Annotated in this window: 24 protein-coding genes, 2 pseudogenes and 1 riboswitch; of the genes and pseudogenes, 19 read left to right on the plus strand and 7 right to left on the minus strand. The window is 60.3% G+C overall.

Annotated features, from left to right (window positions below):
- Positions 1–283: 283 nt before the first annotated feature.
- From ACSVDO_RS08735 to aceA, 3 genes are all read left to right on the plus strand, one after another.
- Positions 284–1558, plus strand: coding sequence for a L,D-transpeptidase Cds6 family protein (locus ACSVDO_RS08735; RefSeq protein ID WP_489595932.1), 1275 nt, complete (start codon positions 284–286; stop codon positions 1556–1558).
- Between the two features lie 101 nt (positions 1559–1659).
- Positions 1660–3045: a L,D-transpeptidase family protein gene (locus ACSVDO_RS08740; protein WP_489595933.1), complete on the plus strand. Its 1386-nt coding sequence runs from the start codon at positions 1660–1662 to the stop codon at positions 3043–3045.
- A 493-nt stretch (positions 3046–3538) separates the two neighbouring features.
- Entirely contained in the window at positions 3539–4870 is a 1332-nt protein-coding gene (gene aceA, locus ACSVDO_RS08745) for an isocitrate lyase (protein WP_489595935.1), read from the plus strand.
- Positions 4871–5181: 311 nt separating this feature from the next.
- Here aceA and ACSVDO_RS08750 read toward each other — a convergent pair whose 3' ends face one another.
- On the minus strand, positions 5182–5670 hold the full coding sequence (locus ACSVDO_RS08750) for a hypothetical protein (RefSeq protein ID WP_489595937.1): 489 nt from the start codon (positions 5668–5670) through the stop codon (positions 5182–5184).
- A 34-nt stretch (positions 5671–5704) separates the two neighbouring features.
- On the opposite strand from ACSVDO_RS08750, the pseudogene ACSVDO_RS08755 reads away from it, so the two are divergent.
- From ACSVDO_RS08755 to ACSVDO_RS08775, 5 genes and pseudogenes are all read left to right on the plus strand, one after another.
- Positions 5705–5890 (plus strand): annotated as a pseudogene (locus tag ACSVDO_RS08755) (isocitrate lyase); the annotation flags it as partial.
- Positions 5891–6293: 403 nt separating this feature from the next.
- Complete coding sequence (locus tag ACSVDO_RS08760) at positions 6294–7745, plus strand: ATP-dependent nuclease (protein ID WP_489595939.1); 1452 nt, start codon at positions 6294–6296, stop codon at positions 7743–7745.
- 183 nt (positions 7746–7928) lie between these two features.
- Positions 7929–8063, plus strand: a complete 135-nt coding sequence (locus ACSVDO_RS08765) for a hypothetical protein (RefSeq protein WP_489596463.1) — start codon at positions 7929–7931, stop codon at positions 8061–8063.
- A gap of 285 nt (positions 8064–8348) precedes the next feature.
- Positions 8349–9392 (plus strand): HNH endonuclease, encoded by a 1044-nt coding sequence (locus ACSVDO_RS08770; RefSeq protein WP_489595940.1) that lies wholly within the window; start codon positions 8349–8351, stop codon positions 9390–9392.
- Positions 9393–9790: 398 nt separating this feature from the next.
- Positions 9791–9985 (plus strand): annotated as a pseudogene (locus ACSVDO_RS08775) (isocitrate lyase); the annotation flags it as partial.
- Between the two features lie 193 nt (positions 9986–10178).
- Here ACSVDO_RS08775 and ACSVDO_RS08780 read toward each other — a convergent pair.
- The 5 genes from ACSVDO_RS08780 to ACSVDO_RS08800 all read right to left on the minus strand — a co-directional run bounded on the left by ACSVDO_RS08780 (position 10179) and on the right by ACSVDO_RS08800 (position 13604).
- On the minus strand, positions 10179–11036 hold the full coding sequence (locus ACSVDO_RS08780; protein ID WP_489595941.1) for an alpha/beta hydrolase: 858 nt from the start codon (positions 11034–11036) through the stop codon (positions 10179–10181).
- Positions 11037–11125: 89 nt separating this feature from the next.
- On the minus strand, positions 11126–11521 hold the full coding sequence (locus tag ACSVDO_RS08785; RefSeq protein ID WP_489595942.1) for a hypothetical protein: 396 nt from the start codon (positions 11519–11521) through the stop codon (positions 11126–11128).
- A 202-nt stretch (positions 11522–11723) separates the two neighbouring features.
- Positions 11724–11804: riboswitch (ZMP/ZTP riboswitch) on the minus strand.
- A 258-nt stretch (positions 11805–12062) separates the two neighbouring features.
- Positions 12063–12485 carry a hypothetical protein gene (locus ACSVDO_RS08790; protein WP_489595944.1) on the minus strand — a complete coding sequence of 141 codons (423 nt, stop codon included), beginning with the start codon at positions 12483–12485 and terminating at the stop codon, positions 12063–12065.
- On the minus strand, positions 12478–13188 hold the full coding sequence (locus ACSVDO_RS08795) for a hypothetical protein (RefSeq protein ID WP_489595945.1): 711 nt from the start codon (positions 13186–13188) through the stop codon (positions 12478–12480). The genes ACSVDO_RS08790 and ACSVDO_RS08795 overlap by 8 nt, the downstream gene beginning before the upstream one ends.
- A gap of 71 nt (positions 13189–13259) precedes the next feature.
- On the minus strand, positions 13260–13604 hold the full coding sequence (locus ACSVDO_RS08800) for a cyclic-phosphate processing receiver domain-containing protein (RefSeq protein ID WP_489595947.1): 345 nt from the start codon (positions 13602–13604) through the stop codon (positions 13260–13262).
- Positions 13605–13691: 87 nt separating this feature from the next.
- On the opposite strand from ACSVDO_RS08800, the gene ACSVDO_RS08805 reads away from it, so the two are divergent.
- Positions 13692–14603, plus strand: coding sequence for a bifunctional GNAT family N-acetyltransferase/nucleoside diphosphate kinase regulator (locus ACSVDO_RS08805; RefSeq protein WP_332538645.1), 912 nt, complete (start codon positions 13692–13694; stop codon positions 14601–14603).
- 30 nt (positions 14604–14633) lie between these two features.
- Here the strand turns inward: ACSVDO_RS08805 and ACSVDO_RS08810 are convergent, their stop codons facing one another.
- Entirely contained in the window at positions 14634–15311 is a 678-nt protein-coding gene (locus tag ACSVDO_RS08810) for a GntR family transcriptional regulator (RefSeq protein WP_332538647.1), read from the minus strand.
- A 364-nt stretch (positions 15312–15675) separates the two neighbouring features.
- Here ACSVDO_RS08810 and ACSVDO_RS08815 point away from each other — a divergent pair, with 364 nt between their 5' ends.
- From ACSVDO_RS08815 to rplT, 10 genes are all read left to right on the plus strand, one after another.
- Positions 15676–16428, plus strand: coding sequence for a DUF969 domain-containing protein (locus ACSVDO_RS08815; protein WP_332538648.1), 753 nt, complete (start codon positions 15676–15678; stop codon positions 16426–16428).
- Positions 16429–16430: 2 nt separating this feature from the next.
- Entirely contained in the window at positions 16431–17387 is a 957-nt protein-coding gene (locus tag ACSVDO_RS08820) for a DUF979 domain-containing protein (RefSeq protein ID WP_332549184.1), read from the plus strand.
- Between the two features lie 17 nt (positions 17388–17404).
- Positions 17405–18085 (plus strand): pyroglutamyl-peptidase I, encoded by a 681-nt coding sequence (gene pcp, locus ACSVDO_RS08825; RefSeq protein ID WP_489595949.1) that lies wholly within the window; start codon positions 17405–17407, stop codon positions 18083–18085.
- A 29-nt stretch (positions 18086–18114) separates the two neighbouring features.
- The gene (locus tag ACSVDO_RS08830) at positions 18115–18885 is read left to right on the plus strand and encodes a LamB/YcsF family protein (protein ID WP_489596367.1); all 771 of its coding nucleotides are present in this window, start codon (positions 18115–18117) and stop codon (positions 18883–18885) included.
- Positions 18886–18892: 7 nt separating this feature from the next.
- Entirely contained in the window at positions 18893–20521 is a 1629-nt protein-coding gene (locus ACSVDO_RS08835) for a 5-oxoprolinase subunit B/C family protein (protein WP_489595951.1), read from the plus strand.
- Between the two features lie 39 nt (positions 20522–20560).
- Positions 20561–22291 (plus strand): acetyl/propionyl/methylcrotonyl-CoA carboxylase subunit alpha, encoded by a 1731-nt coding sequence (locus tag ACSVDO_RS08840; RefSeq protein ID WP_489596369.1) that lies wholly within the window; start codon positions 20561–20563, stop codon positions 22289–22291.
- A gap of 275 nt (positions 22292–22566) precedes the next feature.
- Entirely contained in the window at positions 22567–24498 is a 1932-nt protein-coding gene (thrS, locus tag ACSVDO_RS08845; protein WP_332538653.1) for a threonine--tRNA ligase, read from the plus strand.
- A 76-nt stretch (positions 24499–24574) separates the two neighbouring features.
- A complete protein-coding gene (gene infC, locus ACSVDO_RS08850; RefSeq protein ID WP_213299876.1) occupies positions 24575–25180 on the plus strand; it encodes a translation initiation factor IF-3 in 606 nt (201 codons plus the stop codon).
- A 212-nt stretch (positions 25181–25392) separates the two neighbouring features.
- Entirely contained in the window at positions 25393–25596 is a 204-nt protein-coding gene (rpmI, locus tag ACSVDO_RS08855; protein ID WP_159912882.1) for a 50S ribosomal protein L35, read from the plus strand.
- A 26-nt stretch (positions 25597–25622) separates the two neighbouring features.
- The gene (gene rplT / locus ACSVDO_RS08860; RefSeq protein ID WP_213299879.1) at positions 25623–25982 is read left to right on the plus strand and encodes a 50S ribosomal protein L20; all 360 of its coding nucleotides are present in this window, start codon (positions 25623–25625) and stop codon (positions 25980–25982) included.
- Positions 25983–26006: the final 24 nt, after the last annotated feature.

Raw genomic sequence — 26006 nt, forward strand, 5'->3', positions numbered from 1 at the left:
CTGGTGTTTGTGGCGTATCGTTTTCGCGGTCGGCGCTGCGCTCGCGCATCGGTCACACCGCCGGTCCGGCGCTGACACTGACATGCTCCGCGGCGCCCTGCATTGCCGGATAGATGCTTCTCCGGCCATGGAAAGAGAGGGCGCGGTATACAATTGATAGGGTTTGGCTGCATGGTCAGGCAGCTGCGCCGACCCCCGCTTGGGCGACAAGTCCCGCTTCCATTTCCCCCTCCCATTCATTGCGTAAAGAGAAGAGCGCCATATGCAGATTGCATCCCAGGTTATGTTGCGTAAACGCAGTGCTGTGCCCGCGCGTTTTTCAAGGCCTGTGCTGGCCGTGCTGCTGGGCTGCCTGTCCCTGGGCAGCATGCCCGCCCATGCTTCGCGCGCTGTGGATGAAGTGACGAAGTTGCTGGATCAGGGCAATGCCAAGCAGGCAGCAGCGCAGGCCGACAGCTACCTCAAGCAAAATCCTGGTGATGTAGAAATGCGTTTCGTGCGCGGCGTGATTGCGTCGGAGCAAAAACAGAGTGCGCAGGCCATCAAGATTTTTTCTGCATTGGTTCGGGAATACCCGAGCATGCCCGAGCCCTACAACAACCTGGCCGTTCTGTATGCGGCCGAGGGCCAGGAGCGCAAGGCGGCCGAAGCGCTTGAACAGGCGATTCGCACCAATCCCAGCTACACGACCGCCCATGAAAATCTGGGCGACCTGTATGCACGCATGGCCAGCGAAGCCTATTCCAAAGCCCTGCAACTGGACGCCTCACGCCAGACCATTCCTGCCAAGCTGGCGTTGATCACGCAACTGGTCCCCACTTCCCAGAACTCCGCCAAGACCGTCGTGGCGCAGGCCAACACCGCGGCTGCCGCGCCCGCGAAGCCGCCCGTCGCGCCCAAGCCTGAAGTCAAGCCAGAAGTGAAGGCCGAGGCCAAGCCCGTGCCTGTGGTTGAAACCAAGCCCACGCCCAAGGTCGAGGCCAAGGTCGAGCCCAAGGTCGAGCCCAAGGTCGAGCCCAAGGTCGTCGCCAAGCCGCCAGCGCCGCCGGTCGCGCCGGTCGCGCCGGTCGTCGCTGCTGCGGCCGCACCCGTTGTCGCGCCACCGGTGGCCGTCGCTGCGGCGCCCGTCAAGCCGGCTGTGGTTCCCGAACCCAAGGCATCGCCTGCGGCCAAGCCCGAGCCCAAACCCGCAGCCGAGCCCAAGGCTGCCGTGGCCAAGGAAGCCGCCGAAGTCGAGTCAGCCGTCAATGCCTGGGTCACTGCCTGGGAAAAGCAGGACATGCAGGGTTACCTTGATGCCTACAGCGAAAAGTTCACTCCGGCCAACGGCGCCAGCCTTGCCAAGTGGAAAGAAGACCGGCGCGTGCGCATCGTGGGCAAGAGCGGCATCTCGATCTCGCTGCAGAACATCCAGGTGTCCGTCAAGGGTGACGAGGCCACGGCCAAGTTCCGCCAGAAATATGTGGCGGGCAGCCTGAACACCACCACGCGAAAGACGTTGTCGATGCGCCATGAGCGCGGCGCATGGCGCATCGTGCGTGAAAGCACGGGCGGCTGAAGCCGGCCGTTTTCCCCGTCTCCGCGCGCATCGCCTGTAGAAGAGAACTGTCGAGAATATTGATGAGAAGGTCGTTTTGTCGAGCGCTGCTGTTGCTATGCATGATTGGCGGCAGTACGGCCTTTGTTTCGACCGCCCAGGCGCAGGCGAGGCACGAGAAGTCGAAGTCGGTTGCCAAGCCGGCCAAGAACTCCAAGCTGGACACGTCGGTGAAACCCGCCAAACGCGCGGTCGAGCCCAAGCCCGGGACCCGCGCCAAAATTGCCGCCGCAGCCGGTGCCGCGGGAGCGGCCGGCGCGCTAGCCGTTTCCACGTCCGCAACGCCCCTGGTTCCCGATACCGCCGAAGCGCGCCTGCTGGAGATCGTCCAGTTGGTCAAACGCCAGGAACTGGACGCGGCGCTGAAGGGGGCGGCCCAACTCACCGCGGATGTTCCAAACTTTCGCGCTGCTCAACTGGTCTATGCGGATCTGCTGCGCTTCAAGACCGGGCGCATGACCGGATGGGCGAATGCCCCCACGTCCGAAGTCACGCAGCTGCTGGTCAAGCATGTGCCGGCCGACCCCAAGGCGACGCCTGCGCCACCGCAGGAGTTGCAGGAGCAGGCGCATGGCTTGCAAAAGGAACTCCAGCGCCGCGTGCATGGCGCCGGCGTGCTGCCGGCGCCGGCAGGCAGCGTGCCGCGCGAGTTCCAGGCGCTGGGCGCATCGGTGCGCCATGCCGTGGCCATCGATGCGAGCAAGTCCAGGCTCTACCTTTTCCGTCATGAGAAGGGCAGGCTGCGCCTGATCGGCGACTTCTACATCTCGATCGGCAAGTTCGGCATGGGCAAGACGCTCGAAGGCGACCAGCGCACGCCGCAGGGTGTGTACTTCATCGGCCGCCAGATTCCGGGGCCGCGCCTGCCCGAGTTCTATGGCAAGGGGGCGCTGACGCTCAACTACCCCAATGACTGGGACAAGTCCGTGGAACGATCGGGCGACGGCATCTGGTTGCATGGCTCACCGCCCGACCAGTTCGCGCGCCTGCCCGAAGCCAGCGACGGCTGCATCGTGCTGGCCAATCCCGACCTTATCCTGCTGATGAAGACGCTTGATCGGCAGACACCGGTGCTGATACGCGACAAGCTGCAGTGGACCGTGCCGTCCGAACGCGCGAATGCCAAGACCGCCGATACCTTCGTGCATGTATTGGACAACTGGCAACAGGCCTGGAAAAGCGCCGATCCGCTGCTTCTCGCGAAAATGTACGGACAGGAGCCCGGAGCTGAACATGCGCCTAGGGCCCGCCTGCTGGAGTTCTTCCGCATCGCCGACATTGGCGTGCAGGACCTGTCGGTCTATTCCTGGAAGGATACGCAAGGCGAAGTGCGCATCGTCGACATGCAGATCGGCAGCCGCAAGACCGGCAAGACCTTGCCCCTGCGCCAATACTGGCGCCGCGTCGGCGACCGCTGGGAAGTTCTTTCCGAAGAGATCCGCGGCTGAGCGACCAGGCTTTGCGGACGCTGGCGATCTGCACCTGGCACGCCACATGTCGACAACCGGGCGGGGCAAGCCTAGTCATCGCCGCCCAGCGCGCACTGCCTTGACGACCCATTTTCTCGCTGCCCCGGCCACGCGTGTATTCGCCAGGCGCGGGCGGCCCATGCCTGCATTCTATTTTCCGTCTGCGCCTAGCCTGTGGGCGCATCGGCGCTGTCCCGGATCGCGACCAGCCCAAGCAAATTTTGCCTGCTGAAATATCGTTTTCATAATGTGGAAAAGACAAATGCTGCAGCGCACAAAAAAATATCAATACGAGAAATGTTGTTTCGCAATGCGAAAAACGATCGCAAGTCATTGATTTATATACAACTCTTATCTCTTATATAAGACATAAGACTCATGCTATTTTTCTGAAATAAATTTAAAGTAGTCTCCAAGGGCGGCAGAAATGCTCCCGCGAAGTTCATCAACCTTGAGTCCTTGGAGAAACAACATGCCCCAATCGCTGACGCAACAACTGAGCCGTGAACAGCAAATCGCCGCACTGGAAAAGGACTGGGCGCAAAACCCCCGCTGGAAAGGCATCAAGCGCGGCTACTCTGCCGCCGACGTGGTCCGCCTGCGCGGCAGTCTGCAACCCGAGCACACGCTGGCCCAGCGCGGCGCTGAAAAGCTCTGGCAAAAGGTCAACGGCGGCGCCAAGAAGGGCTATGTGAATTCGTTCGGTGCGATCTCCGCCGGCCAGGCGATGCAGCAGGCCAAGGCCGGCCTCGAAGCCGTGTACCTGTCGGGCTGGCAAGTCGCCGCCGACGGCAACAGCTCCGAGACCATGTACCCCGACCAGTCGCTGTACGCCTACGATTCGGTGCCCACCATGGTTCGCCGCATCAACAACACCTTCAAGCGCGCCGATGAAATCCAGTGGGGCCGCGGCCTGAACCCCGGCGACGCCGAGTTCATCGACTACTTCCTGCCCATCGTGGCCGATGCCGAAGCCGGTTTTGGTGGCGTGCTCAATGCGTTCGAGCTGATGAAGAACATGATTGCCGCGGGCGCTGCCGGCGTGCACTTCGAAGACCAGCTCGCTGCAGTGAAGAAGTGCGGCCACATGGGCGGCAAGGTGCTGGTGCCCACGCAGGAAGCGATCGAGAAGCTGAAGTCGGCACGCTTTGCCGCCGACGTGATGGGCGTGCCCACGCTGATCCTGGCGCGCACCGATGCCGAAGCCGCGAACCTGATCACTTCCGACCACGACGCCAATGACAAGCCGTTCCTGACCGGCGAGCGCACCCAGGAAGGTTTCTACCGCGTGCGCAACGGTGTCGAGCAGGCGATCAGCCGCGGCGTGGCCTACGCTCCCTACGCCGATCTGGTGTGGTGCGAAACCGGTACGCCCGATCTGGGCTTTGCCCGCGAATTCGCCCAGGCCGTGCATGCCGCCTGCCCCGGCAAGCTGCTGAGCTACAACTGCTCGCCATCGTTCAACTGGAAGAAGAACCTCGACGACAAGACAATTGCTTCCTTCCAGGAAGAACTCTCGGCCATGGGCTACAAGTACCAGTTCATCACGCTGGCCGGCATCCACATCAACTGGTTCAACACCTTCCAGTTCGCCCACGCCTACGCCAACGGCGAAGGCATGAAGCACTACGTGAACATGGTCCAGGAACCCGAATTCGCCGCGCGTGAAAAGGGCTACACCTTCGTGTCGCACCAGCAGGAAGTCGGCGCGGGCTACTTCGACGATGTGACCACGGTGATCCAGGGCGGTACTTCCAGCGTGAAGGCGCTGACGGGTTCCACCGAAGAAGAGCAGTTCCACTGATCTTTATTGGCTCCTGGCGCTCGCGAGGGCGCTGGGGGAGGGCAGGGGGGAAAAACCACTTGATGCCGTTGGTGTCAGGTGGTTTTTGCGTTGTGTGAATGGATTCTGCGGTATGGAGCTAAGACCGGCATTCTTGTATTCATCCTTTGCAGTCTTTGGAGGTTAGATCGCTCATGCTTTGCATATGGCTCAAACGTTGTTCCTTCTCAGACCTCCGTCGACCAGGAGACGCCATTCCATCGCGAGGCATTTATTTGCGTCTGGTAGACCGTGAGGGATAAGTCTGGCTTTTGATTACTGGAGCGCGCAAATCAGGATCGTTTAAGATTTGCTTCGGAGATGTGCGGCCTAGACACTCGCGCGACCAGATGCGCGCCTGGAAAGAAGACCAGCACGTGCGCAAGAATGCCAATTGGAATGAGGGGCAACACTGGCAGTATTTCGGGATTGAATCCGACGACCAGTCCAAGCGGGAACCACCATAGAGTCAGTCCGTAATATGTGAAAAATGCGATGGCTGGGTGCCGCAAAGTTCTGAAATCAAGGAGCGCTCGCATCACTAGAAGAGTTGGCAGTGATGCCGCGCCAAACGAGATGGCTTGAAACGAGAAATTGACCGCGCCCGCAGTAAGGTCGGATGTGTCTGGTCGTGCCATAAAGCTGACACGAGCCCACTCACCGAGGGGAAGCAGCGCCAGTTGCATAGCATCATGAACGACCGACAGCACCAGCCCTAGAAAAACAGAAACAGCGGTGGCCAGGGACTGTCTGGAGTTAATAAATCTTCGCAGTCGGTGCATAAGTGGGCCGTTAAGAGTTTGCTCTTAGTGTCGCATGAAGCACTACGTGAACATGGTCCAGGAACCCGAATTCGCCGCGCGTGAAAAGGGCTACACCTTTGTGTCGCACCAGCAGGAAGTGGGCGCGGGCTACTTCGACGATGTGACCACGGTGATCCAGGGCGGCACGTCGAGCGTGAAGGCCTTGACCGGTTCCACTGAAGAAGAGCAGTTCCACTGATCTTTGTAGGCTCCTGGCGCTCGGGAGGGCTCTGGGGAGGGCAGGAGGGCAGGGGGAAAACCACTTGATGCCGTTGGTGTCAGGTGGTTTTTTGCATTGGAGACTGAATTCGGCTGCAAGGGCCTGCAACCCTTTCGTGACCGACTGCCTTCGACCCTAAGAGCAGCTAACACAACCCAGAAAATCGTTAGATTTGCGGTTGAGACTAGGTGCTTTGTCTCAGCCAGGACACCCCGTACGACAAGGCGAATTAACGACGTATCAAGGGTAGTGTAGCCGCTCTAAGCCGCGATCCCTACACTTCTGCGCAAGCGATTGCTTAAAGTCTCATTTATACTATTGGTTGCACATGTGTGCGCAAATGATGCGGCAAACATTACGGTGACTCAACTTGGGGACAAGCATGGCTGACTCCAACAAAAAACTTCAGGGAAAATACGCGTCAAAGAATCGTTACTCCAACTTCGGTCATTGCCTTCGAAAAATTCACATTGATGGATTTCGTGGCATAGCTGCAATGGATTTAACTCTTGACCATCCTGTTGCTGCCATCTCCGGGTTAAATGGGGCGGGGAAAAATACGCTTGGTCAACTTGCGATCTGCGCGTACCGAAAGCCATTAACTGCGGTTGACTACAAACGCCAATACATCAAAGATTTCTTTCCAATTTCTGTAGCTGATCCAACGCCAATCACAAACAAGGCAACGGTTATATACACCTATGAAACGGGCGACCACAAGAAGCCGCAAGACGTAACTATTTCACGCGCCAACTCCGCTTGGTCAGGCTACAAAAGGCAACCGGAGCGTCACTGCTACTACATCGGATTTACTGTCTACATTCCCAAGGTTGAACGCAGAGATCTCAGTGTCTATAGTGGTGCCACATTGTCGTTTACTGACAAACGAGATCTTGATCCGGAGGTGGTAAAACATGTGGCAAGAATAATTGGGCACAAGTACGATACAGTCGGATTCCAGGGCGTTTCGCACAAAAATCGAGAGTCGGAGATAGGTGTTGCATCCCGACTCGGTTATTCATATTCAGAGAACAATATGGGGTTCGGAGAGGGGCGCATTCTTTACACCGTAGATGCACTTGAGAGCTCCCCTGAGCAAAGCCTGTTTATTCTTGAGGAACCAGAGACATCGCTGCACGAAAACGCTCAGTACGAGTTCACCAAGTACCTTATTGACGTATGCAACAGGCGTCACCATCAGGTGATACTTTCCACACACTCCAGTGCCATACTTAACGCTCTTCCAAGCGAGTCCAGAAAACTGCTTATTCGAGATACAAAAGGTGTCGAAGTTATAGACCGGATTTCGTCAAATCAAGTTCGCTCTATTCTCTCTTCAGGGCACGTCCGAGCGCTGGACATCTGCGTCGAAGATGTTTTTGCGAAAGTGCTGTTATCCGAAGTCATTCGGAATAGGCGTAGAGAGTTACTGAAGGCTGTTGCTATCCACGACATCGGATCCAAAGACGCTGTGCGAGAAGCAGTGCGTGTACTAAAAAAGACGGGGAAGAATGCAATCGCGGTGCGCGATGCTGATGTCGGCCCCAACTCATCTGAGGGGCTTTTCTCATTCCCCGGAAATCAGCCGCCGGAGGTTCAAGTTTTCAGTAATTCTGCAGTTCAAGCACTAATGAAAAGCAAATATGGAGTCGACGTAGATTGGATTCTTCAGCGTGATAGTGTTGATGATCACCATCAGATTGTGGCTTGCATAGCTAAAGAGGCCGAAGCCGAAGAAGAGGTGATTCGGACTCTCGCAATTGAGCAATACATAAAGGAAATTGGCAGCGAGTTCGACCCACTCATAAAAGGTATTGAACGCGCAATCATTTAAATCGCTCGTCGAGCGGAAGTGTATTCGACACGCTGCTCATTTAGAGCGTCAAGTGTTCGTTTTCTCTAACTGGCACTGGCTGCTCCTAGCTGTAGATTCAACTGGTCAATGCAACACAATGACTGCCTCTGGCGGAAGGAGTGTTGACATGAAGCAAGGACCCCCGAGTCCGCAGAGCGCGAAATGGACGACATCTTCGTGCCACACCAGCAGGAAGTGGGCGCGGGCTACTTCGACGATGTGACTACGGTGATCCAGGGCGGCACGTCGAGCGTCAAGGCGCTGACGGGCTCGACCGAAGAAGAGCAGTTCCACTGATCTTTATGGGCTCCTAGCGCTCGTGAGGGCGCTGGGGGAGGGAAAGGGGGAAAACCACTTGATGCTTCGGCGTCAGATGGTTTTTTTGCGTTTGAGACTGAATTCGGCTGCAAGGGTCTGCAGTGCTATCGTAAGTGGCGGCTTTCGCCCCTTTGCTGCCAGCCCAACCGTCAAAGTTTCTTAGTTAGATACTGTGGAGCCAAGCAGCCGTCCGGTAACGTGCCAAAGTAACTCGTCCGGTTACTGGGTTAATATTATGTCGCCTAGCCCTATTCATAGTCTGTCATGACCTTAAATTCCAGCCGTGATCGGTCCGGCACCCCATCCGCGCCGCGCCTTTCTACGGTAAAACGCCTGTTTGCCGTATCGATGAACCGCTGTGCGTTTCCCGGTTGTTCGACGCCCGTGATAGATCCAGCAACGCAAACCGTCCTTGGGGAGATTTGCCATATCCATGCGCAGAGCGAAGGTGGTCCTCGTTTCAACAATGACCTAACGCAGGAGCAGATACACGGCTTCGAAAACCTGATTCTTATGTGTGGTACTCATCACAAGCTGATCGACGATTCAGGGAATGAGGCGACCTATTCTGCCGGCTATCTTATGGGTCTCAAAGTGGCCGTCGCTAAGAGCTCTAGCAAAATAGGAACCGAACTGTCCAATGAGCAGGCGACAGTATTGATTCAGCAGAGCGTAGTTTACGAAGAGAACGCTGTTCATATGGACTTTCGACACGCCACTTTTCGCGTTGGCGGAGAAGGCGGCCAGTGGGGCGGTGGCGGCGGTGCTGGAGGCACTCTGACGATTGTCGGTAGCCATCGCTTACCATCTGAAACGATCATAGATGCGAATGGTCGCACAGGCGCCGCGCCCGGCGGGGGTGGGGGCGGCGCGGGCTCGATTGTTTTCGTGGGCCGAGCATTAGACGCCCAAGAAATTCGAGCTGGTTTTGAAATTTCGAGCATCTTTGCAGCGGACGCGACGTCAGGTGAGGGACTATTCAATGCTCTCGGCGCCGGATGGGGTCATTGTCGAGTTGGAAGCTTGCCGATCAATGCAACAGTCAGGCTTATTGTTGTCGTAGAGACGGCCGGGATAGAGGAGGACGCATTGATACGGCTTACCATCGATGTGATGTCGCCGAGTGGTGAAATCGTGGGTATTCAGGCGGTCGACATACCGGGTAATCCAACTCATGACTTGACGCCTAGATGCATCGTTCAGTGCGTTGTATCGTTCGAAGTTGTTGAGTTGGGTGTATGGGAGTTCCATGTGCGTTCTGGCGATACGCGCCTTAAGACTCATCGGATCGAATTCCGACAGGGTTGATTCTTCGCTCCCATAAAGGTGGAAATAATAAATATTGGCTGCCTCATCAGTTGAGCATCTGATATTCGGCTACGCGAATTGAATAGCCGAGCAGCAACGCGATGCCGGGCATCCCCCGTACGAGAAGCTCTCTAAATTGCACCGCGAAATCACAACTTGCGACGACTACAATTACCTTAATGCCCTCACCATCACGTCAAAGCACCGACGTATCGTCCGCGCATAACTGAACGAGGTCTTGAAAAATTCCAACCTTTGAAGCAAACGACCCAAGCCATTGAAGCATGATCTTGTAGATGATCATAGTCATTCGATTACAGATGTATCTTCAGAATCGTCAAAAAATCCGGAGTCGGCCGACAATCCTACTGCGTTTGGCATTCTGGATTTTATGTTTTGGCGAAGGCATGAAGCACTACGTGAACATGGTCCAGGAACCCGAATTCGCCGCGCGTGAAAAAGGCTACACCTTCGTGTCGCACCAGCAGGAAGTGGGCGCGGGCTACTTCGACGATGTGACCACGGTGATCCAGGGTGGTACTTCCAGCGTGAAGGCACTGACCGGTTCCACCGAAGAAGAGCAGTTCCACTGATCTTCAGCGGCTCCTGGCGCTCGTGAGGGCGCTGGGGGAGGGCAGGGGGAAAAACCACTTGATGCTTTGGTGTCAGGTGGTTTTTGCTTTGTGGGTCTGGATTCAGCTGTGGAGGCTGCGGTCCTATCGTCACTGACGGCTTTCGACTGTGGATTCAGCCGGCCGATGCAACCCAAAGTAGTCGGTCATCAGGTCACTTCCAGAGCTCCCGAAGAAACCTCGCCTGGCGGTCTAGTACTTGGTCCCGCGCTGATTTATCAAGCACGTGCCCCTGGCCCGCAAGAGCTATGAGTTCGCAATGGCTGGCGACACTCCGCGCTCGGTCGCAGAACGCCCGACTCCTATCAATAGGTGTGGTCTTATCGACGTCTCCCTGCATGATGAGGGTGGGCGCGATGCTCTTGGTTAAGGTGTGCATGGGCGACAAGGACGAGGGTTTGCCGTGTCCTTTCATCAGGTCACGAAATAACCCGTCGGCAACGGCATCCACTACGGGCGAGACTAGAAGCAAGGCGTCAGGGCCGTCATTGCCAGTGCTGCCGTCTACAGAATTGCAACCGACCGTCGCCGCAGAAGCCACAAGTTGACCGCTCGACGAAATTCCCCACAGGGCAATCCGCGATGGAGCGAGACCAAGCCTGTCTGCATTCTTCCTCATGAACGCGAGTGCATGGCACACATCCGAGAATGATTCGACTGGCGAATTCGTTGCGTCTGCCAATCTGTATTCAAGAACTACAGATACGAATCCCTTGTCTGAAAAGTACCTCGCCGACCTGAAGAGTTGCTCAGGGCTGCCACGCGTCCATGCGCCGCCTTGTACAAAAAGAATGGCAGGCTGCGCGCTACCTGAGGCGGCCTGCGGCGGAAACTCGAATACTCGAAGGTCGCGGCCCGCGATGTTTCGGTACACCGTGCCACTAGGTGTCGCAAGCTGTTGCGTAGGCTCTTCGGTAGCTCGCGCGAACGTAATTGCGGCAAAAAAACCAAGCGAGATTGCGCAGATGCGGCGCAGTCCGCACGGTTTCCAAGATCGCTTGCTTTCCTGCATGGAACGTCTCCTAATAGCTCGCCGTCAGCAGACGCTCTCCGAAGACGACTATCGACTGGTTGATGCCGCTCAGCCTATTCCCATACCTGTCATTCGTCTTTTCCCAAAGTCGGGCTGGGGGAATGGCACCGCTTGAAGCCAATAAGATACTGGTAGTAAGGGCGGGCCATGATCTCATCCAAGGATTCAACAGCTGGCCTACCAATGCGTCCGGACAGATGCAGAAATAGGTTGTTCCCCACACAAACCATCACATGCGCGCCCCATGCCTCGGGGCGGTCGTGCACCATCGCGATGTCAAACGTTTGGGGTGGAGCAACTTCGTAGGTGTACTCCGTATCCTCCCACAAATTGCTGGAACGCAAGTTACCAATGGAATACCCGTGCTCACGCAGAAACTCATAGGCGTACAACTGGCAGTTGGCACCACCGGTAAAGCCGCTCACCCCTGGGGCGCCGGGATACCGATCGAAGTTGAAAGGCACATCGTAGAATCGCGCCGGCACTCTAATGGGCGACCTATTTAAGTCAAGTGACTCAGGCGAACAGAATTGAGGAATGCACATGCCGGTCATTGCAAGCTTCAATTAAAAAATAGGCAATGACGTACATGGATCGGGGTGTAACAAGCGGTCTGGAGTGGCGTAGAGCCAGAGGCTTTGGTCATCGGATCTCCTGGGAGGACTATCAAGATGCCCAGGCGATCGGCTCAACGTAGGTCATGCTCCCCGATGGTGCTCCATCATTTCGCCAGTCACATGACACCATCAGAATACGTGATTGCAAATAGCATGACAAGCGGGTCCTCCTGGCTGACATTTGCCGGCAAAAGACTACGCAGTATGGAATTCGAATGCCTGCTACAGCGCAAGTTGAGCAGCGGGGGTGACCGGCCGCTCCTGGCCGATCGCGGCTGTCTTGAAGGGCTCGGCCCGACCCAAAGCCGTCGCCTGCGGGATACATTCAAGGGTCGCAGCTGGCCGGATTGAGCAAGATAAGTGCCCATGCGGAACTGGTCGACCATGGTTACGGCGCATGCTCCCAATCTTTGGGCCTTGTTCGCACAAGAACGAAGATCCCAAGAATGGTGCCGATAGGCACAGCGAAGAGCAGCAAGAAACCAAGAGTGCGAGAGAGCGAGCGTCCCCATGCCTGACCAGTACTAACACCCCGCAAAGCTACAAGATGCAAAGTCGGGAGTGCTGCGAACATAGCAAGAAGAATCAGAATACCTGTGGTATCGGATTGATCGCCAGCTAAATACACGGTGCAGATGAATGTCGCGATAAGCCCATAGAAGATGACCAAGCCAAGATGAATGCGAGCTAAAGACCGATTCATTTTTCCTCCGTTGACGATTTTTTTGATTTTGGCCGATTTCAACGGTGCAGAAGAGTGGTTTGAATCGCACTGGGTGCGATTCACCCGGAGCGTGGCGTCTTCATGCAATTGCCTCCGAGGTCTTGCCGACGGTATCCAGCTGAGTGGGAAGATGTTCGCGAATGACCGGAGCCCACTTACGCCAACTGAAGAAGGCGCTCGGGTGTCGAATGAAGAGTAGCTTGAGCACGCGGCCCTCGTCGACGACAGTAATCAAACGCGGCCGCGTCCTACCAACCTTCGATGGCAGGGGGCTCTGTTTGAGGAATGCTCCGCGCAGCTTGATGGCTTCCACTAGCGCGCCCATCTTCTTCGCTTCAAGTCCATAAACAATGCCTTGGTCAATCGCCATCAAGCGGGACAGGTCAAGAAATTCCTGCCAGCCTTTCAGATATTGGTTATGGCACGGCCGCTTCTTAATGCACTCGAGAGGCTGCAACACCAGGTTGTGGTATGCCACCGATGACCAGAACGCTCGTTTTTGGCCCTCGCTTGGCTGGGACGCACAGTAAATCGCTCGCTCGATATTGCGAACATAGGGGGAGTCGCGCCGATAGTCGAGGGCGTGACGGCGGTGTGTCTCCCGCAGGCCATCGGTTCGCTGGTAGCGCGCAACGAACCCGTCCCCCCAGTTGTAGACGCTCTCGCCGAGCAACATCGTCCGGACCTTAGAGGTTGAGAAATCCTTCCCGACCCAAGGCCACCAAGGTAGATTTGGCCGGCCGGCAAATGTCGTGTCGAAGGAGGCATCCAGCAAATTATCAAGTTCCATTATTCAAAAAGTTGCGAGCGGGTTGACGACTGCTCGGTAACTTGCACTCCTGCCCGCATTTTTTTCGTCGCCTAAGAAATTCGTGGATTGGACATAGATTTTTGGAGGTTTGAGCTACGTAGTGCCACGGCCTCCTCGATCCACAAAATCATATCGTAGCCCGTGCCTCGGCTTTCGTTGCCCAGATCATGATCCAGGCGAATCTCGTTACCGGCACCGGTTTCAAGGAGTCTGATTTCCTCATCGGGCCCAGAATGCACTGGTGCCAACCTTCTGGTTCCAACCGCTCGGCGTGGCGTGATGCTGCAAGGCGTTGATGCGCAAGCTCCTCGCGCGCAGCAATGGAGCAACCCAAGGCCCCCGTGTGTGCGAAGCGCCTCCAGCCGCGAAGGCGCGCCGATGATTAGGATCGGCACCTTGGCTTAGAATCAGCGCTTTCCCGAAAGAACCGTCATGGCCGTGGCCATGAAGGGCTTTCATACTTGCAACCAAATGTGGTGAAGATGAGCAAGCCTTTCATTTCGCTATGTCCGGAGATCACTCGGGCAAATGCGCTGAGTTTGATGGACTGGTTGGATGATGAGAGCGTCATCCGCTATCTGAGTGATTCGCGCAATGTGTCGCGCTTCATCGAGCAGGTCATCGGTCGGGTCCAGTTGCCCATTCTGACGCATCTGTTCAACCAGGGCGGCCGGTTCTTCATGGCCTACGACCGGCATGATGTGCCAGTGGGTTTTGTGCGCCTGGTCAAGACAGGTTCCGACTGCGAAATCGTGCTGGTCATAGGCGACCGCGACAACTGGGGCCGCAAGCTGGGTGCCAGCGCCATTCGCGAAGGCATGAAGCTGGCCTTCTTCGAGATGCGCGCCGAGAAGCTCAAGGCCAAGATCCACGTGGAAAATGCGCGCTCGCTCAAGGCCTTTCTGCGCTGCGGTTTCGAGCTGGAGAGCGAAACGCCTGCGCTGAATTCGTTTTCCATGACTTCGCAGCGCTATCTGCGGCTGTTGCGCGAAAGTGCTGCGCAGGATCCCACCGGGATCTACATCACCGAAATCGACAAGGCCCGCCTGAGCAGTCTGGTCGCGCTCGAGCAGGATGCGGCGGTGTTCGAGCTTGAACATGAGATCGAGCGGGCCATCGTTGTCGAGGCGCAGGAAGTCGCGGGCAATGTGGTCACGATGAACTCCAGGGCTTTGCTGCAGCTGGACGACGAGCCCGTGGAGGTGGCCCTGGTCTACCCGCAGGACGCGGACGACAGCGCAGGCAAACTGTCGGTGTGCTCCGGCATAGGCACGGCGATCCTGGGTTACAAGGAAGGCGACTTCATCGACTGGCGCGTTCCTGACCGCACCCGGCGTATCCGTATCGAAAAAGTGCTCTACCAGCCGGAAGCCGCGGGCGATTTCCACCTGTAGAAGCCCCTGGGAGGTGCAGGGCGCAGGCGGTCAGGCGTCCTGCGCAATCTGGCGCGCATACACGGCCAGCACGATGCGCTCGGAGTGCACCAGATAGTCGTTGAGCGCGGCCGAGGCTTCGGCCATCTGGTCGGCCTCGACCAATTCCATCAGGCGCTGGTTCATGCTCACATAAGGCGCGTGCAGGAACTCCGGATCGTTGAGCAATCCGAAGGCCAGGCGCAGCTCCACCAGCAGGTGGGAAAAGAAGCTGTTGAGGCGTTCGCTGTCGGCCATTTCGACCAGCGCCATGTGGAAATCCATGTTTGCCGTGCCCACGCCCTGCCAGTCGCCGGCGTCGCGGCAGGCGTGCGCCTTGTCGACCGCCTGGCGCATGCGCTTCTTTGCCGGATGGTAGGGGTAGGCCTGGGCCAGCGCCTGGCACTCGATCATGCGGCGCACGCGGTAGATGTCGATGATCGAGGCAATGCTGGGCGTGGCCACGAACACGCCGCGGTTGGGCGCATGCTTGAGCAGCCCTTCCTTGGTCAGCGAGCGAAACACTTCGCGCAGCGTGTTGCGCGAGATGTCCAGGTTCTCGCTCAACGCGGCTTCGGACAGCTTCTGCCCCGGCACGAACTCCCCCTGCACGATCTTCTGCCTGACCATGTCGGCCACGCGTTCGTTGAGGCTGGTGGTGGGGAGGGCGAGTTCGGAAGCGGAAGTCATGCGGGCGATCTGGAAAGTTCTTGCCCTGGCCGTTGCCCGGGCTGCGCGCCATTGTGCTGCCAATCCTGTCGATTGCCCCGGTAAGCAGCATGGCTTGCAAGCGGGAAATGAGGGTAATTACTGATTCTGCAGACCCTCCAATGGCTTGCACAATCGGGTCATTGTTCATTCATTGTTTTATGAATGCTCAACCTTTTAGATTTATTGTTCAACAAAAATGCAAGGGCTGGTTTCCGAAACCGGCCCTTGCGCCGTTCTTCGTCCCATGGGCCAGGCGCGGGGCAAGTGGACCAGCGGGGCAGGGGCCTGCGGTCTGCCTGACCCACCCCGGCCCGGCATGCGGGATACAACGAAAGGTTTTCCTATGATTGCAGACGTCAGCCTTTGGCCCCTCATCGGGGTGGGCGTCATCATCGCGGGCTTCATCCTGCGCTTCAATCCGATGCTGGTGGTGATCGTCACCGCCATCGCCACGGCTTTTGCCGCAGGCTTCGGGCCGGAGAAGATCCTCGCCACCATAGGCACGGGTTTCATCAAGACCCGCAACCTGCCGCTGATCATCCTGCTGCCGCTGGCCGTGATCGGCCTGCTCGAGCGCCATGGTCTGCGCCAGCACGCACAGAACTGGATCAGTTCCATCAAGTCGGCCACCGCCGGCCGCCTGCTGGTCGTGTATCTGGCTGCGCGTGAACTCACGGCCGCGATGGGCCTGACCAGTCTCGGCGGTCATCCCCAGATGGTGCGTCCGCTGCTGGCCCCCATGGCCGAAGGCGCGGCCGAGACCAAGTACGGCACGCTGCCCCAGCGCATACGCCACAAGCTGCGCGCCAATGCAGCGGCCACCGACAACGTGGGCCTGTTCTTCGGTGAAGACATCTTCGTGGCGTTCGGCGCCATCGTGCTGATGGTCACCTTCCTGCGCGAAGCCGGCATCGAAGTCGAACCCATCCATGTCGCGCTGTGGGGCATTCCCACGGCCATCTGTGCCTTCCTGATCCACGGCTGGCGCATGTACCGCCTCGACAAGGTGCTGGACAAGGAACTCGGAGGCGGCCGTGCCGCGCAGGAAGTCGCCGCTGAGCAGGCGGCCGCAGCCAAGAGCGTGGAGGCGCGCTGATCATGATTCTGTCGATTCAACATCTTTACTATCTCGTCGGTGCCATCCTGGCGATCACGGCGCTGATGACGCTGGCCGACAAGGGCCATACGCGCCGCTATACCAGCGCCGCCTTCTGGGGCCTGTATTCGCTGGTCTTCCTGATCGGTGAGAAGCTGCCGCCCGAGTGGGTGGGCGTGGGCGTGATCGTCATGGCGCTGATTGCCGGCTTCGGCGGCGTGGGCGTGGGCAAGCACAAGCCGCGCACCGACGCGGAGTACATGGCCAGCGCCAAGCGCCTGGGCAACAAGCTGTTCGCTCCAGCGCTGGCGATTCCGCTGGTGACCGTGATCGGCACCTTGCTGCTGCACAACATCAAGATCGGCGACGCGCTGCTGCTCGACCCCAAGAACACCACGCTGGTGAGCCTGGGTCTGGGCTGCATCGTGGCGCTGGGCCTGGCCTGCTATCTGACGCGCGAAACGCCGGTGCAGGGCATGCGAGAATCGCGCCGGCTGACCGACGCGCTCGGCTGGGCCGTGGTGCTGCCGCAGCTGCTGGGCATGCTGGGTCTGGTGTTCTCGGATGCCGGCGTGGGCAAGGCCGTGGCCTATGTGACCACAAGCTACATCAACATGGACATCCGTTTTGTCGCGGTCGCGGTCTACGTGCTGGGCATGGCGCTGTTCACCATCATCATGGGCAATGGCTTTGCTGCGTTCCCGGTGATGACCGGCGGCGTGGGCGTGCCCATCCTGATCGGCGTGTACGGTGGCGATCCTGCCGTGATGGCGGCCATCGGCATGTTCTCCGGCTACTGCGGCACCTTGCTGACCCCCATGGCGGCAAACTTCAACATCGTGCCCGCGGCGCTGCTGGAATTGCCCGACAAGAACGCGGTGATCAAGGCGCAGGCGCCGACGGCACTGGCGCTGCTGGTGGTCAATGTCTTCCTGCTGTATTTCCTGATGTTCCGCTGAGTGGCGGGGAGCGAGCGATGACTGAAACACTGAATCCTGCGATGACGGTCCTACTGACGGGCTTCGAGCCTTTCGACAAGGACACGGTCAATCCATCATGGGAAGTGGCGCGCGCGCTCGCGGGCTGGACTTTCGAGGCCCAAGGCCGCACGGCGCGCGTGCACGCGGTGCAGCTGCCTTGCGTGTTCGGCGCCGCGAATGACGTGCTGTTGCGGGCGCTCGCTGAGTGCCGGCCCCAACTTGTGGTGTGCCTGGGGCTGGCCGGAAGCCGCACCGATATCACGCCTGAGCGCGTGGCCATCAACGTGAACGATGCGCGCATTCCAGACAATGCGGGTGCGCAGCCTATAGACACGCCGGTGGCCGCGGAGGGGCCAGTGGCCTATTGGTCCACTCTGCCGATCAAGGCCATTGCACGCGATCTGCGCGCCGCGGGCGTTCCGGCGTCGGTGTCGAACACTGCGGGCAGCTTTGTCTGCAACCATGTTTTCTATGCGCTGATGCATGCGCTCGCGCAGAAGGGCGACCAGGCGCGCGGCGGCTTTGTGCATCTGCCGCTGCTGCCCGAGCAAGCTGCGCGCATTCCGGGAGCGCCGAGCATGGCCCTGTCCACCCAGGTCGAAGGCATTCAGCAATTGCTGCGCACCGCGCTCACGGTGCAGGCCGACGTGCTTGAGACCGGCGGCAAGCTGCATTGAGCGGCACTCAATAAAGGAACATCACGATGTTGAAGATGGATTTGAACAGCGATCTGGGCGAAAGCCTGGGCGCCTGGCGCATGGGCGATGACGCGGCCATGCTGAAGATTGTCAGCAGCGCCAACGTCGCCTGCGGCTTCCATGCGGGCGACACCGCGGGCATTCTCAAGACCCTGCGCCAAGCCCAGGCCAATGGCGTGACCGTGGGCGCGCATGTCGCCTACCGCGATCTCGTGGGCTTTGGCCGGCGCAACATGGATGTCGCCAGCGAAGACCTCGTGGCCGACGTGATCTACCAGATCGGCGCGCTCCAGGGCCTGGCCACGGCTGCCGGCACGCGCGTGCGCTACGTCAAGCCGCATGGCGCGCTCTACAACACGATTGCCCATGACGCCCGCCAGGCGCGCGATGTGATCAATGCGATTCTCGCCATCGATGCGAGCCTGGTGCTGGTGTGCCTCGCGGGCTCGCCGCTGATCGGCTGGGCGCAGGACGCGGGCCTGAGCACCGTTGCCGAAGCGTTTGCCGACCGCGGCTACATGCCCGACGGCAGCCTGGTGTCGCGGCGCGAAAAAGGCGCGGTGCTGCATGACGCCGACGAAGTCGCGGCGCGCATGCTGCGTCTGGTGCGCGAAGGCGTGGTCGCCGATCTCAACGGCAACGACGTGCGCATCCAGGCCGATTCGATCTGCGTGCATGGCGACAGCCCGGGCGCGGTCGAGATGGCGCGCGCCGTGCGCGCGCGCCTGCAGGCCGAAGGCGTGGCGATTTCGCCTTTCGTATCCAGTGATGTGAACTGAGCTGCCCATGCGTTTCCTGCCTGTCAATCTGAATGCGGTGCTGGTCGAACTCGATGACCTGGCCCAGACCCTGGCGCTGCTGCAGTCGCTGCAGACCGAGCCCGTGGCCGGCGTCGAGGAGCTGATTCCCGCGGCGCGCACCATCCTGGTCTATTTCAACCCGGCGCTGACGCAGTTGCCGCAGCTGATCGATGCGATCGGCGCGCGCAGCGTGGCGGCCCAGGTCGAGCGCTCCAGCCACCGCGTGCAGATTCCCGTGCATTACGACGGCGAAGACCTGCGGGAAGTCGCAGATATCCTGGGCGTCGCGCCCGCCGACGTGGTGCGCATGCACACCGGCGGCGAATATTCCGTGGCCTTCACGGGATTCGCGCCGGGCTTTGCCTATCTCTCGGGCGGCGACGCGCGGCTCGACGTGCCGCGGCGCAAGACGCCGCGCACGCGCATTCCCGCGGGCGCGGTGGGCCTGGCCGGCACGTTCAGCGGCGTCTATCCGCAGGCCAGCCCCGGCGGCTGGCAGATCATAGGCACGACCCCCGTGCAGATGTGGGACCTGGAGCGCGTCGCGCCTTCGTTGCTGCGCCCCGGCTACCGCGTGCAGTTCGTCGATATCGCCACCCTGTCGCCCGAAGCGCTGGCCGCGCTGATGACGGCCTGTGCGGGCGAACGCGTGGCTGCGCCGGCAGGCACGGGCGATGCGGCGGGCGCGGCGTTTCGCGTCGAGGCACCTGGCCTGCAGACGCTGTTCCAGGACGGCGGCCGGCTCGGTCATGCCGGGCAGGGCGTGGGCGCATCGGGCGCGATGGACCGTGGCGCGCTGCGCGCGGCCAACCGCGTGGTCGGCAATGTCGCCCATGGCCTGGGTGTCGACACCGCCTGTCTCGAAGTCGCCTATGGCGGCCTCACGCTCGAAGCCCTGCAGCCCGCAGTCCTTGCCGTGACCGGCGCCGACGCGCTGGTCGAAGTGCTGACGGCGCAGGGCCGGCGCTACGCCGTGAACACCTATGCGGCGCTGGCGCTCGATGCCGGCGATCGCCTGATCGTGGGCACGCCTGCGGCTGGCTCGCGCAACTATGTCGCCGTGCGCGGCGGCTGGAGCGTGGCGCCGGTGCTGGGCAGCGCGTCCACCGATACGCTGGCACGCGTAGGCCCTGCCGCGCTGGCCGCGGGCGATGCGCTGCGGGTGGGCAGCACTGCCGGCCTGCCGGCCGTGGCCCTGGCCGAGCAGGCCGCGTTCGCCATGCCGCGCGCCGATGAAGAGATATGTCTCGACGTGGTGCTGGGCCCGCGCACCGACTGGTTTGCCGAGCAGTCGCTGGAGCTGCTCTGCAGCCAGGCCTGGGCGGTCACGCCCCAGTCGAACCGCGTGGGCATACGCCTGCAGGGCGATGTCGCGCTGACGCGCGCCCAGGTTAAGGAGCTGCCCAGCGAAGGCACGGCGCGGGGCGCGATCCAGGTGCCGGCCAGCGGCCAGCCCGTGCTGTTTCTTGCCGACCACCCGCTGACCGGCGGCTATCCCGTGATCGCCAGTGTGGCCAGCTACCACCTCGATCTGGCCGGGCAGATTCCGGTCAATGCGCGCGTGAAGTTCCGCGTGGTGCGCGCATTCGACGTCGCACAGACGGCGCCCGCCTGAGCCGCGGCCCCAAGACCTCACCAGTAAAGAATTGAAATGATGAAAAAAGTCCTGATTGCCAACCGTGGCGAGATCGCCGTGCGCGTGGCGCGCGCCTGCGCCGACTACGGCGTGAAGTCCGTTGCCGTCTATGCCGACGCCGACATCGATGCGCTGCACGCGCGCATGGCCGACGAAGCCTATGGCCTGGGCGGTGATCGCCCGGTCGACACCTATCTGCACATTGCCAAGCTGCTGGAGGTCGCGCGCAAGAGCGGCGCCGATGCCGTGCATCCCGGCTACGGTTTCCTGTCGGAAAGCGCGGCCTTTGCCCAGGCCGTGATCGATGCCGGCCTGATCTGGATAGGCCCCTCGCCGCAGGCCATCAGCCGCCTGGGCGACAAGGTCCAGGCGCGCAAGCTGGCCATCCAGGTCGGCGCGCCGCTGGTCGCCGGCACGGCCGAGCCCGTCAAGGACGCCCAGGAAGTCATTGATTTCGCCCAGCAGCACGGTCTGCCGGTGGCCATCAAGGCGGCGTTTGGCGGCGGTGGCCGCGGCATCAAGGTCGCATGGAAGCTCGAGGAAGTGGCCGAGCTGTACGAGTCGGCGGTGCGCGAGGCCGTGACGGCGTTTGGCCGCGGCGAGTGCTTCCTGGAACAGTTCCTCGACCACCCGCGCCATGTCGAAGCCCAGGTGCTGGCCGACCAGCACGGCAACGTGCTGGTGCTGGGCACGCGCGACTGCTCGCTGCAGCGGCGCAACCAGAAGCTGGTTGAAGAGGCGCCCGCACCGTTTCTCAGCGATGAGCAGCGCGCGCGCATTCACCAGTCGGCCAAGGACATCTGCGCGGCTGCGGGCTACACCGGCGCGGGCACCGTCGAATTCCTGCTGAGCCAGAACGGCGCGATTTCCTTCCTCGAAGTGAACACCCGATTGCAGGTCGAACATCCCGTGACCGAGGAAACCACGGGCATCGACCTGGTGGTCGAGCAGCTGCGCATTGCCGACGGCCTGGCGCTGCGCGTGCTGGAGACCCCCGCGCCGCGCGGCCATGCGCTGGAGTTCCGCATCAACGCCGAAGACGTGGGCCGCGGCTTCGTGCCCACGCCCGGCGCGATCACGCTGTTCGAGGCACCTTCGGGCCCGGGCGTGCGCGTCGACTCGGGCGTGGTCACGGGCTCGGTCATTCCCGGCACCTTCGACTCGCTGATGGCCAAGCTGATCGTCACCGGCGCAACGCGCGAGCAGGCCATCGTGCGCGCGCGCCGCGCGCTCAAGGAGTTTCGCATCGAAGGCGTGGCCTCGGTGCTGCCTTTCCACCGCGCAGTGCTCGAGCAGTCCGATTTCACGGCCGAGACCGCGCAGGATTTCAAGGTGCACACGCGCTGGATTGAAACCGATTTCGCGCAGGATCTCGAAGCGGCCGCGCGCGTGACGCCGGTGGCCGATACCAGCTTGCAGCGCACGGTCATGGAAATCGACGGCCGGCGCGTGACGCTGGGTCTGCCCACGGCCTTGCTCGCGGGCCTGTCGTCGGGCGCGGCGCGCGCCGCCGACGCCCCCGTGGCCGCTGCCGTTGACGCCTCGGCCGTGGCCGCGCCCGTGAGCGGCACCGTGCATGCCTGGAAAGTGGCGGACGGCGACGCCGTGCAGGCCGGCGACCTGATCGCGGTCATGGAAGCCATGAAAATGGAGATGCAGGTCACCGCCCACCGCGCCGGAACGATCACGATACGCGCCGCGGTGGGTGCCTATCAGCAGCAGGGCGCAGCGATAGCGAACATCGTTTAGGCAGTCCGGCAACGCGCCAGCTGTGCGGGACTTGCGCGACAGAGGTAAAATGCGCGCAAGCACATTGTTTCAACGTACAAGGGCGAGAAAGGCAATCTGGTTATGACACCGCGAACTACATCCACGGAGATGTTCTCCGGCCGTTGAGGCCGGCGGTTCGCGCCTGCACGAGATTTTTGCTTTCTCTCCCTCTCAAGCGCGGACCTGTTCCGCGCTTTTTGTTTTTGGCACGGGCGCGCACCCAATCCCCCAGACAAGGTTAGACAAGGAATCCCATGATCCACATCACGCTCCCCGATGGCTCCCAACGCGAGTTTCCCGGCCCGGTCACCGTGGCTGACGTTGCCGCTTCGATAGGTACCGGCCTGGCCAAGGCCGCGCTGGCCGGCAAGATCGGCTCCGGCGACGCCGCCAAGGTCGTCGATACCAGCCACCTGATAGAGCAGGACGCGCAACTGGCCATCATCACGGCCAAGGACGCCGACGGCCTGGACGTCATCCGCCATTCGACCGCCCACTTGCTGGCCTATGCGGTCAAGGAACTGTTTCCCGATGCCCAGGTCACCATCGGCCCGGTGATTGAAAACGGCTTCTTCTACGACTTCGCCTACAAGCGCCCGTTCACGCCCGAAGATCTGGCAGCGATCGAGAAGCGCATGACCGAACTCGCCGCCAAGGACGAGCCCGTGGTGCGCCGCGTGCTGCCGCGCGACGAAGCCGTAGCCTACTTCAAGGGCCTGGGCGAGAACTACAAGGCCGAGATCATTGCCAGCATTCCCAGCAACGAGGATGTGAGCCTGTACCGCGAAGGCAACTTCGAGGACCTGTGCCGCGGCCCCCACGTGCCCAGCACCGGCAAGCTCAAGTTCTTCAAGCTGATGAAGGTCGCGGGCGCCTACTGGCGCGGCGACCACCGCAACGAGATGCTGCAGCGCGTCTACGGCACGGCCTGGGCCACCAAGGACGAATTGCAGCAATACCTGCGCATGCTGGAGGAAGCCGAGAAGCGCGACCACCGCAAGCTCGGCCGCGAACTCGATCTGTTCCATATCGACGAGCATTCGCCCGGCACGGTGTTCTGGCATCCCAAGGGCTGGACGCTGTGGCAGCAGGTCGAGCAGTACATGCGCGCCGTCTACCGCGACAATGGCTACCAGGAAGTCAAGGGTCCGCAGATCCTCGACAAGGGCCTGTGGGAGAAGACCGGCCACTGGGACAAGTATCGCGACGGCATGTTCGTCACCGAAAGCGAAAAGCGCGACTACGCGCTCAAGCCGATGAACTGCCCCGGCCACATCATCATCTTCAACCAGGGCATCAAGAGCTACCGCGACCTGCCGCTGCGCTACGGTGAGTTTGGCCAGTGCCACCGCAACGAGCCCACGGGCGGCCTGCACGGCATCATGCGCGTGCGCGGCTTCACGCAGGACGACGGCCACATCTTCTGTACCGAAGACCAGATCCAGCCCGAAGTGCAGGCCTTCAGCACGCTGCTGCAAAAGGTCTACGCCGACTTCGGTTTCACCGACATCATCTACAAGCTCGCCACGCGCCCCGAAGCGCGCATCGGCTCGGATGAAAGCTGGGACAAGGCCGAGAACGCACTGGCCGAAAGCCTGCGCGCTTCGGGCTGCGAGTTTGAAATCGCCCCTGGCGACGGCGCGTTCTACGGCCCCAAGATCGAGTACACGCTCAAGGACGCACTGGGCCGCCAGTGGCAGTGCGGCACCATCCAGGTCGACTTCTCGATGCCCGAGCGCCTCGACGCGGAATATGTGGGCGAGGACGGCAACCGCCATCGCCCCGTGATGCTGCACCGTGCGATCGTCGGCAGCCTGGAGCGCTTCATCGGTATCCTGATCGAGCAGCATGCTGGCGCATTGCCGGTCTGGCTGGCTCCCGTGCAGGCAGCGGTGCTCAACATCACCGACGCCCAGGGCGACTACTGTCGTGAAATTGCCGAAAAACTGCGAAAAGCCTTGCCGGGTCAAGACCTTCGCGTGGTTACTGACCTGCGCAACGAAAAGATTACGTATAAAATACGCGAGCATTCGTTGCAGAAGCTGCCCTATATCCTCGTCGCTGGCGACAAGGAAAAGGCAGCCGGAGCGGTTGCAGTGCGCGCCCGGGGCAACAAAGACCTCGGCGTGATGTCGGTCGACGCATTCATTGAATTGGTCGCCAGCGACATCGCCTCCAAGATCTGACTGAGATGTCAGCCTTTGGCTTGCGTGCACAGTGCACGCAAGCAGGCTACGCTGTTGTAGCCATTTATATTCAAGGGTGAAAACCATAGCTACTGAATTTCGCGATCGCCGTCACCGTGAGGAGCGCAAGCACCGCCTCAACCGTGAAATCATGGCGCCTGAAGTGCGTCTGTCCGGCCCAGAAAACGAGCCCCTCGGCATTGTTCCCATCATGGAAGCATTGCGTATGGCGGGTGAGTTGGACGTTGACCTGGTGGAAATCGCCGCTACTGCCAATCCGCCGGTCTGCCGGCTGATGGACTACGGCAAGTTCAAATACCAGGAACAAAAGCGCGCCGCCGAGGCCAAGGCCAAGCAAACGGTCATCGAGATCAAGGAAGTCAAATTCCGTCCCGGTACCGACGACGGCGACTACAACATCAAGTTGCGCAACATTCGCCGCTTCCTCGCGGAAGGCGACAAGTGCAAGATCACGCTGCGTTTTCGCGGTCGCGAAATCACGCACCAGAACTTGGGTCTGGCCCTGCTCAATCGCATTCGCGATGACCTGGCCGACACGATTGCCGTCGAGCAGTTTCCCAAGCTCGAAGGTCGTCAGATGATCATGATGATTGCCCCGGCAAAGAAAAAGCCGGCACCGGCGAAGGCACAGGGCGATGCGCCCACAACGCCCGCAGCTTGAGGCATAATCTAGCTCGCAGCGAAAGTGAGCCGTAAAGGCTCACTTTTTCTTTTGCGCCGCATGGTTCACGCCATGCAGCCAAGTGCGGTGGCCGATTCGTCGGTGGCCGCGCAGGCCGGCCTGAAATGGCTGGCAAAGAAGTGGCTCGGGGCCAACAAGTTCGCACTCCTTTGTGCGAACGCCTCACGAGCACAATTAACAGGAGCATTCACATGCCCAAAATGAAGACCAAGAGCAGCGCGAAGAAGCGATTCCGCGTTCGTCCCGGTGGCACCGTCAAGCGCGGTCAAGCCTTCAAGCGTCACATCTTGACGAAGAAGACCACCAAGAACAAGCGTCACCTGCGCGGTGCGGTTGCTGTGCACGAGACCAACATGGCCTCCGTCGCACAAATGCTGCCCGGCTTCGGCTTGTAATTAACTGACGAACAAGGAGTACTTACATGCCTCGCGTCAAACGTGGTGTAACGGCCCGTGCCCGTCACAAAAAAGTTCTGGCCCTCGCTAAGGGTTTTCGCGGTCGCCGCGGTAATGTCTTCCGTATCGCTAAACAAGCGGTAATGAAGGCTGGGCAATATGCCTACCGTGACCGTCGTAACAAGAAGCGCGTGTTCCGTCAGCTGTGGATTGCCCGTATCAACGCCGCTGCGCGTGAACTGGGTCTGACCTACAGCGTGTTCGCAAACGGCCTGAAGAAGGCATCGATTGAAATCGACCGCAAGATGCTGGCCGATATCGCGGTGCACGACAAGGCTGCTTTCGCCAGCATCGTTGAACAAGTCAAGGCCAAGCTGGCTGCTTGAGTTCACGGCCTGTAGCTACATAAC

The sequence above is a fragment of the Comamonas sp. DB36 genome (assembly GCF_057914905.1).

Coding starts and splice junctions, on each gene's coding strand:
- ACSVDO_RS08735 (WP_489595932.1), top strand. CDS start 284: ATGTTGCGTAAACGCAGTGCTGTGCCCGCGCGTTTTTCAAGGCCTGTG.
- ACSVDO_RS08740 (WP_489595933.1), top strand. CDS start 1,660: ATGATTGGCGGCAGTACGGCCTTTGTTTCGACCGCCCAGGCGCAGGCG.
- aceA (WP_489595935.1), top strand. CDS start 3,539: ATGCCCCAATCGCTGACGCAACAACTGAGCCGTGAACAGCAAATCGCC.
- ACSVDO_RS08750 (WP_489595937.1), bottom strand. CDS start 5,670: ATGCACCGACTGCGAAGATTTATTAACTCCAGACAGTCCCTGGCCACC.
- ACSVDO_RS08760 (WP_489595939.1), top strand. CDS start 6,294: ATGGCTGACTCCAACAAAAAACTTCAGGGAAAATACGCGTCAAAGAAT.
- ACSVDO_RS08765 (WP_489596463.1), top strand. CDS start 7,929: ATGGACGACATCTTCGTGCCACACCAGCAGGAAGTGGGCGCGGGCTAC.
- ACSVDO_RS08770 (WP_489595940.1), top strand. CDS start 8,349: ATGACCTTAAATTCCAGCCGTGATCGGTCCGGCACCCCATCCGCGCCG.
- ACSVDO_RS08780 (WP_489595941.1), bottom strand. CDS start 11,036: ATGCAGGAAAGCAAGCGATCTTGGAAACCGTGCGGACTGCGCCGCATC.
- ACSVDO_RS08795 (WP_489595945.1), bottom strand. CDS start 13,188: ATGGAACTTGATAATTTGCTGGATGCCTCCTTCGACACGACATTTGCC.
- ACSVDO_RS08805 (WP_332538645.1), top strand. CDS start 13,692: ATGAGCAAGCCTTTCATTTCGCTATGTCCGGAGATCACTCGGGCAAAT.
- ACSVDO_RS08810 (WP_332538647.1), bottom strand. CDS start 15,311: ATGACTTCCGCTTCCGAACTCGCCCTCCCCACCACCAGCCTCAACGAA.
- ACSVDO_RS08815 (WP_332538648.1), top strand. CDS start 15,676: ATGATTGCAGACGTCAGCCTTTGGCCCCTCATCGGGGTGGGCGTCATC.
- ACSVDO_RS08820 (WP_332549184.1), top strand. CDS start 16,431: ATGATTCTGTCGATTCAACATCTTTACTATCTCGTCGGTGCCATCCTG.
- pcp (WP_489595949.1), top strand. CDS start 17,405: ATGACTGAAACACTGAATCCTGCGATGACGGTCCTACTGACGGGCTTC.
- ACSVDO_RS08835 (WP_489595951.1), top strand. CDS start 18,893: ATGCGTTTCCTGCCTGTCAATCTGAATGCGGTGCTGGTCGAACTCGAT.
- ACSVDO_RS08840 (WP_489596369.1), top strand. CDS start 20,561: ATGAAAAAAGTCCTGATTGCCAACCGTGGCGAGATCGCCGTGCGCGTG.
- thrS (WP_332538653.1), top strand. CDS start 22,567: ATGATCCACATCACGCTCCCCGATGGCTCCCAACGCGAGTTTCCCGGC.
- rpmI (WP_159912882.1), top strand. CDS start 25,393: ATGCCCAAAATGAAGACCAAGAGCAGCGCGAAGAAGCGATTCCGCGTT.
- rplT (WP_213299879.1), top strand. CDS start 25,623: ATGCCTCGCGTCAAACGTGGTGTAACGGCCCGTGCCCGTCACAAAAAA.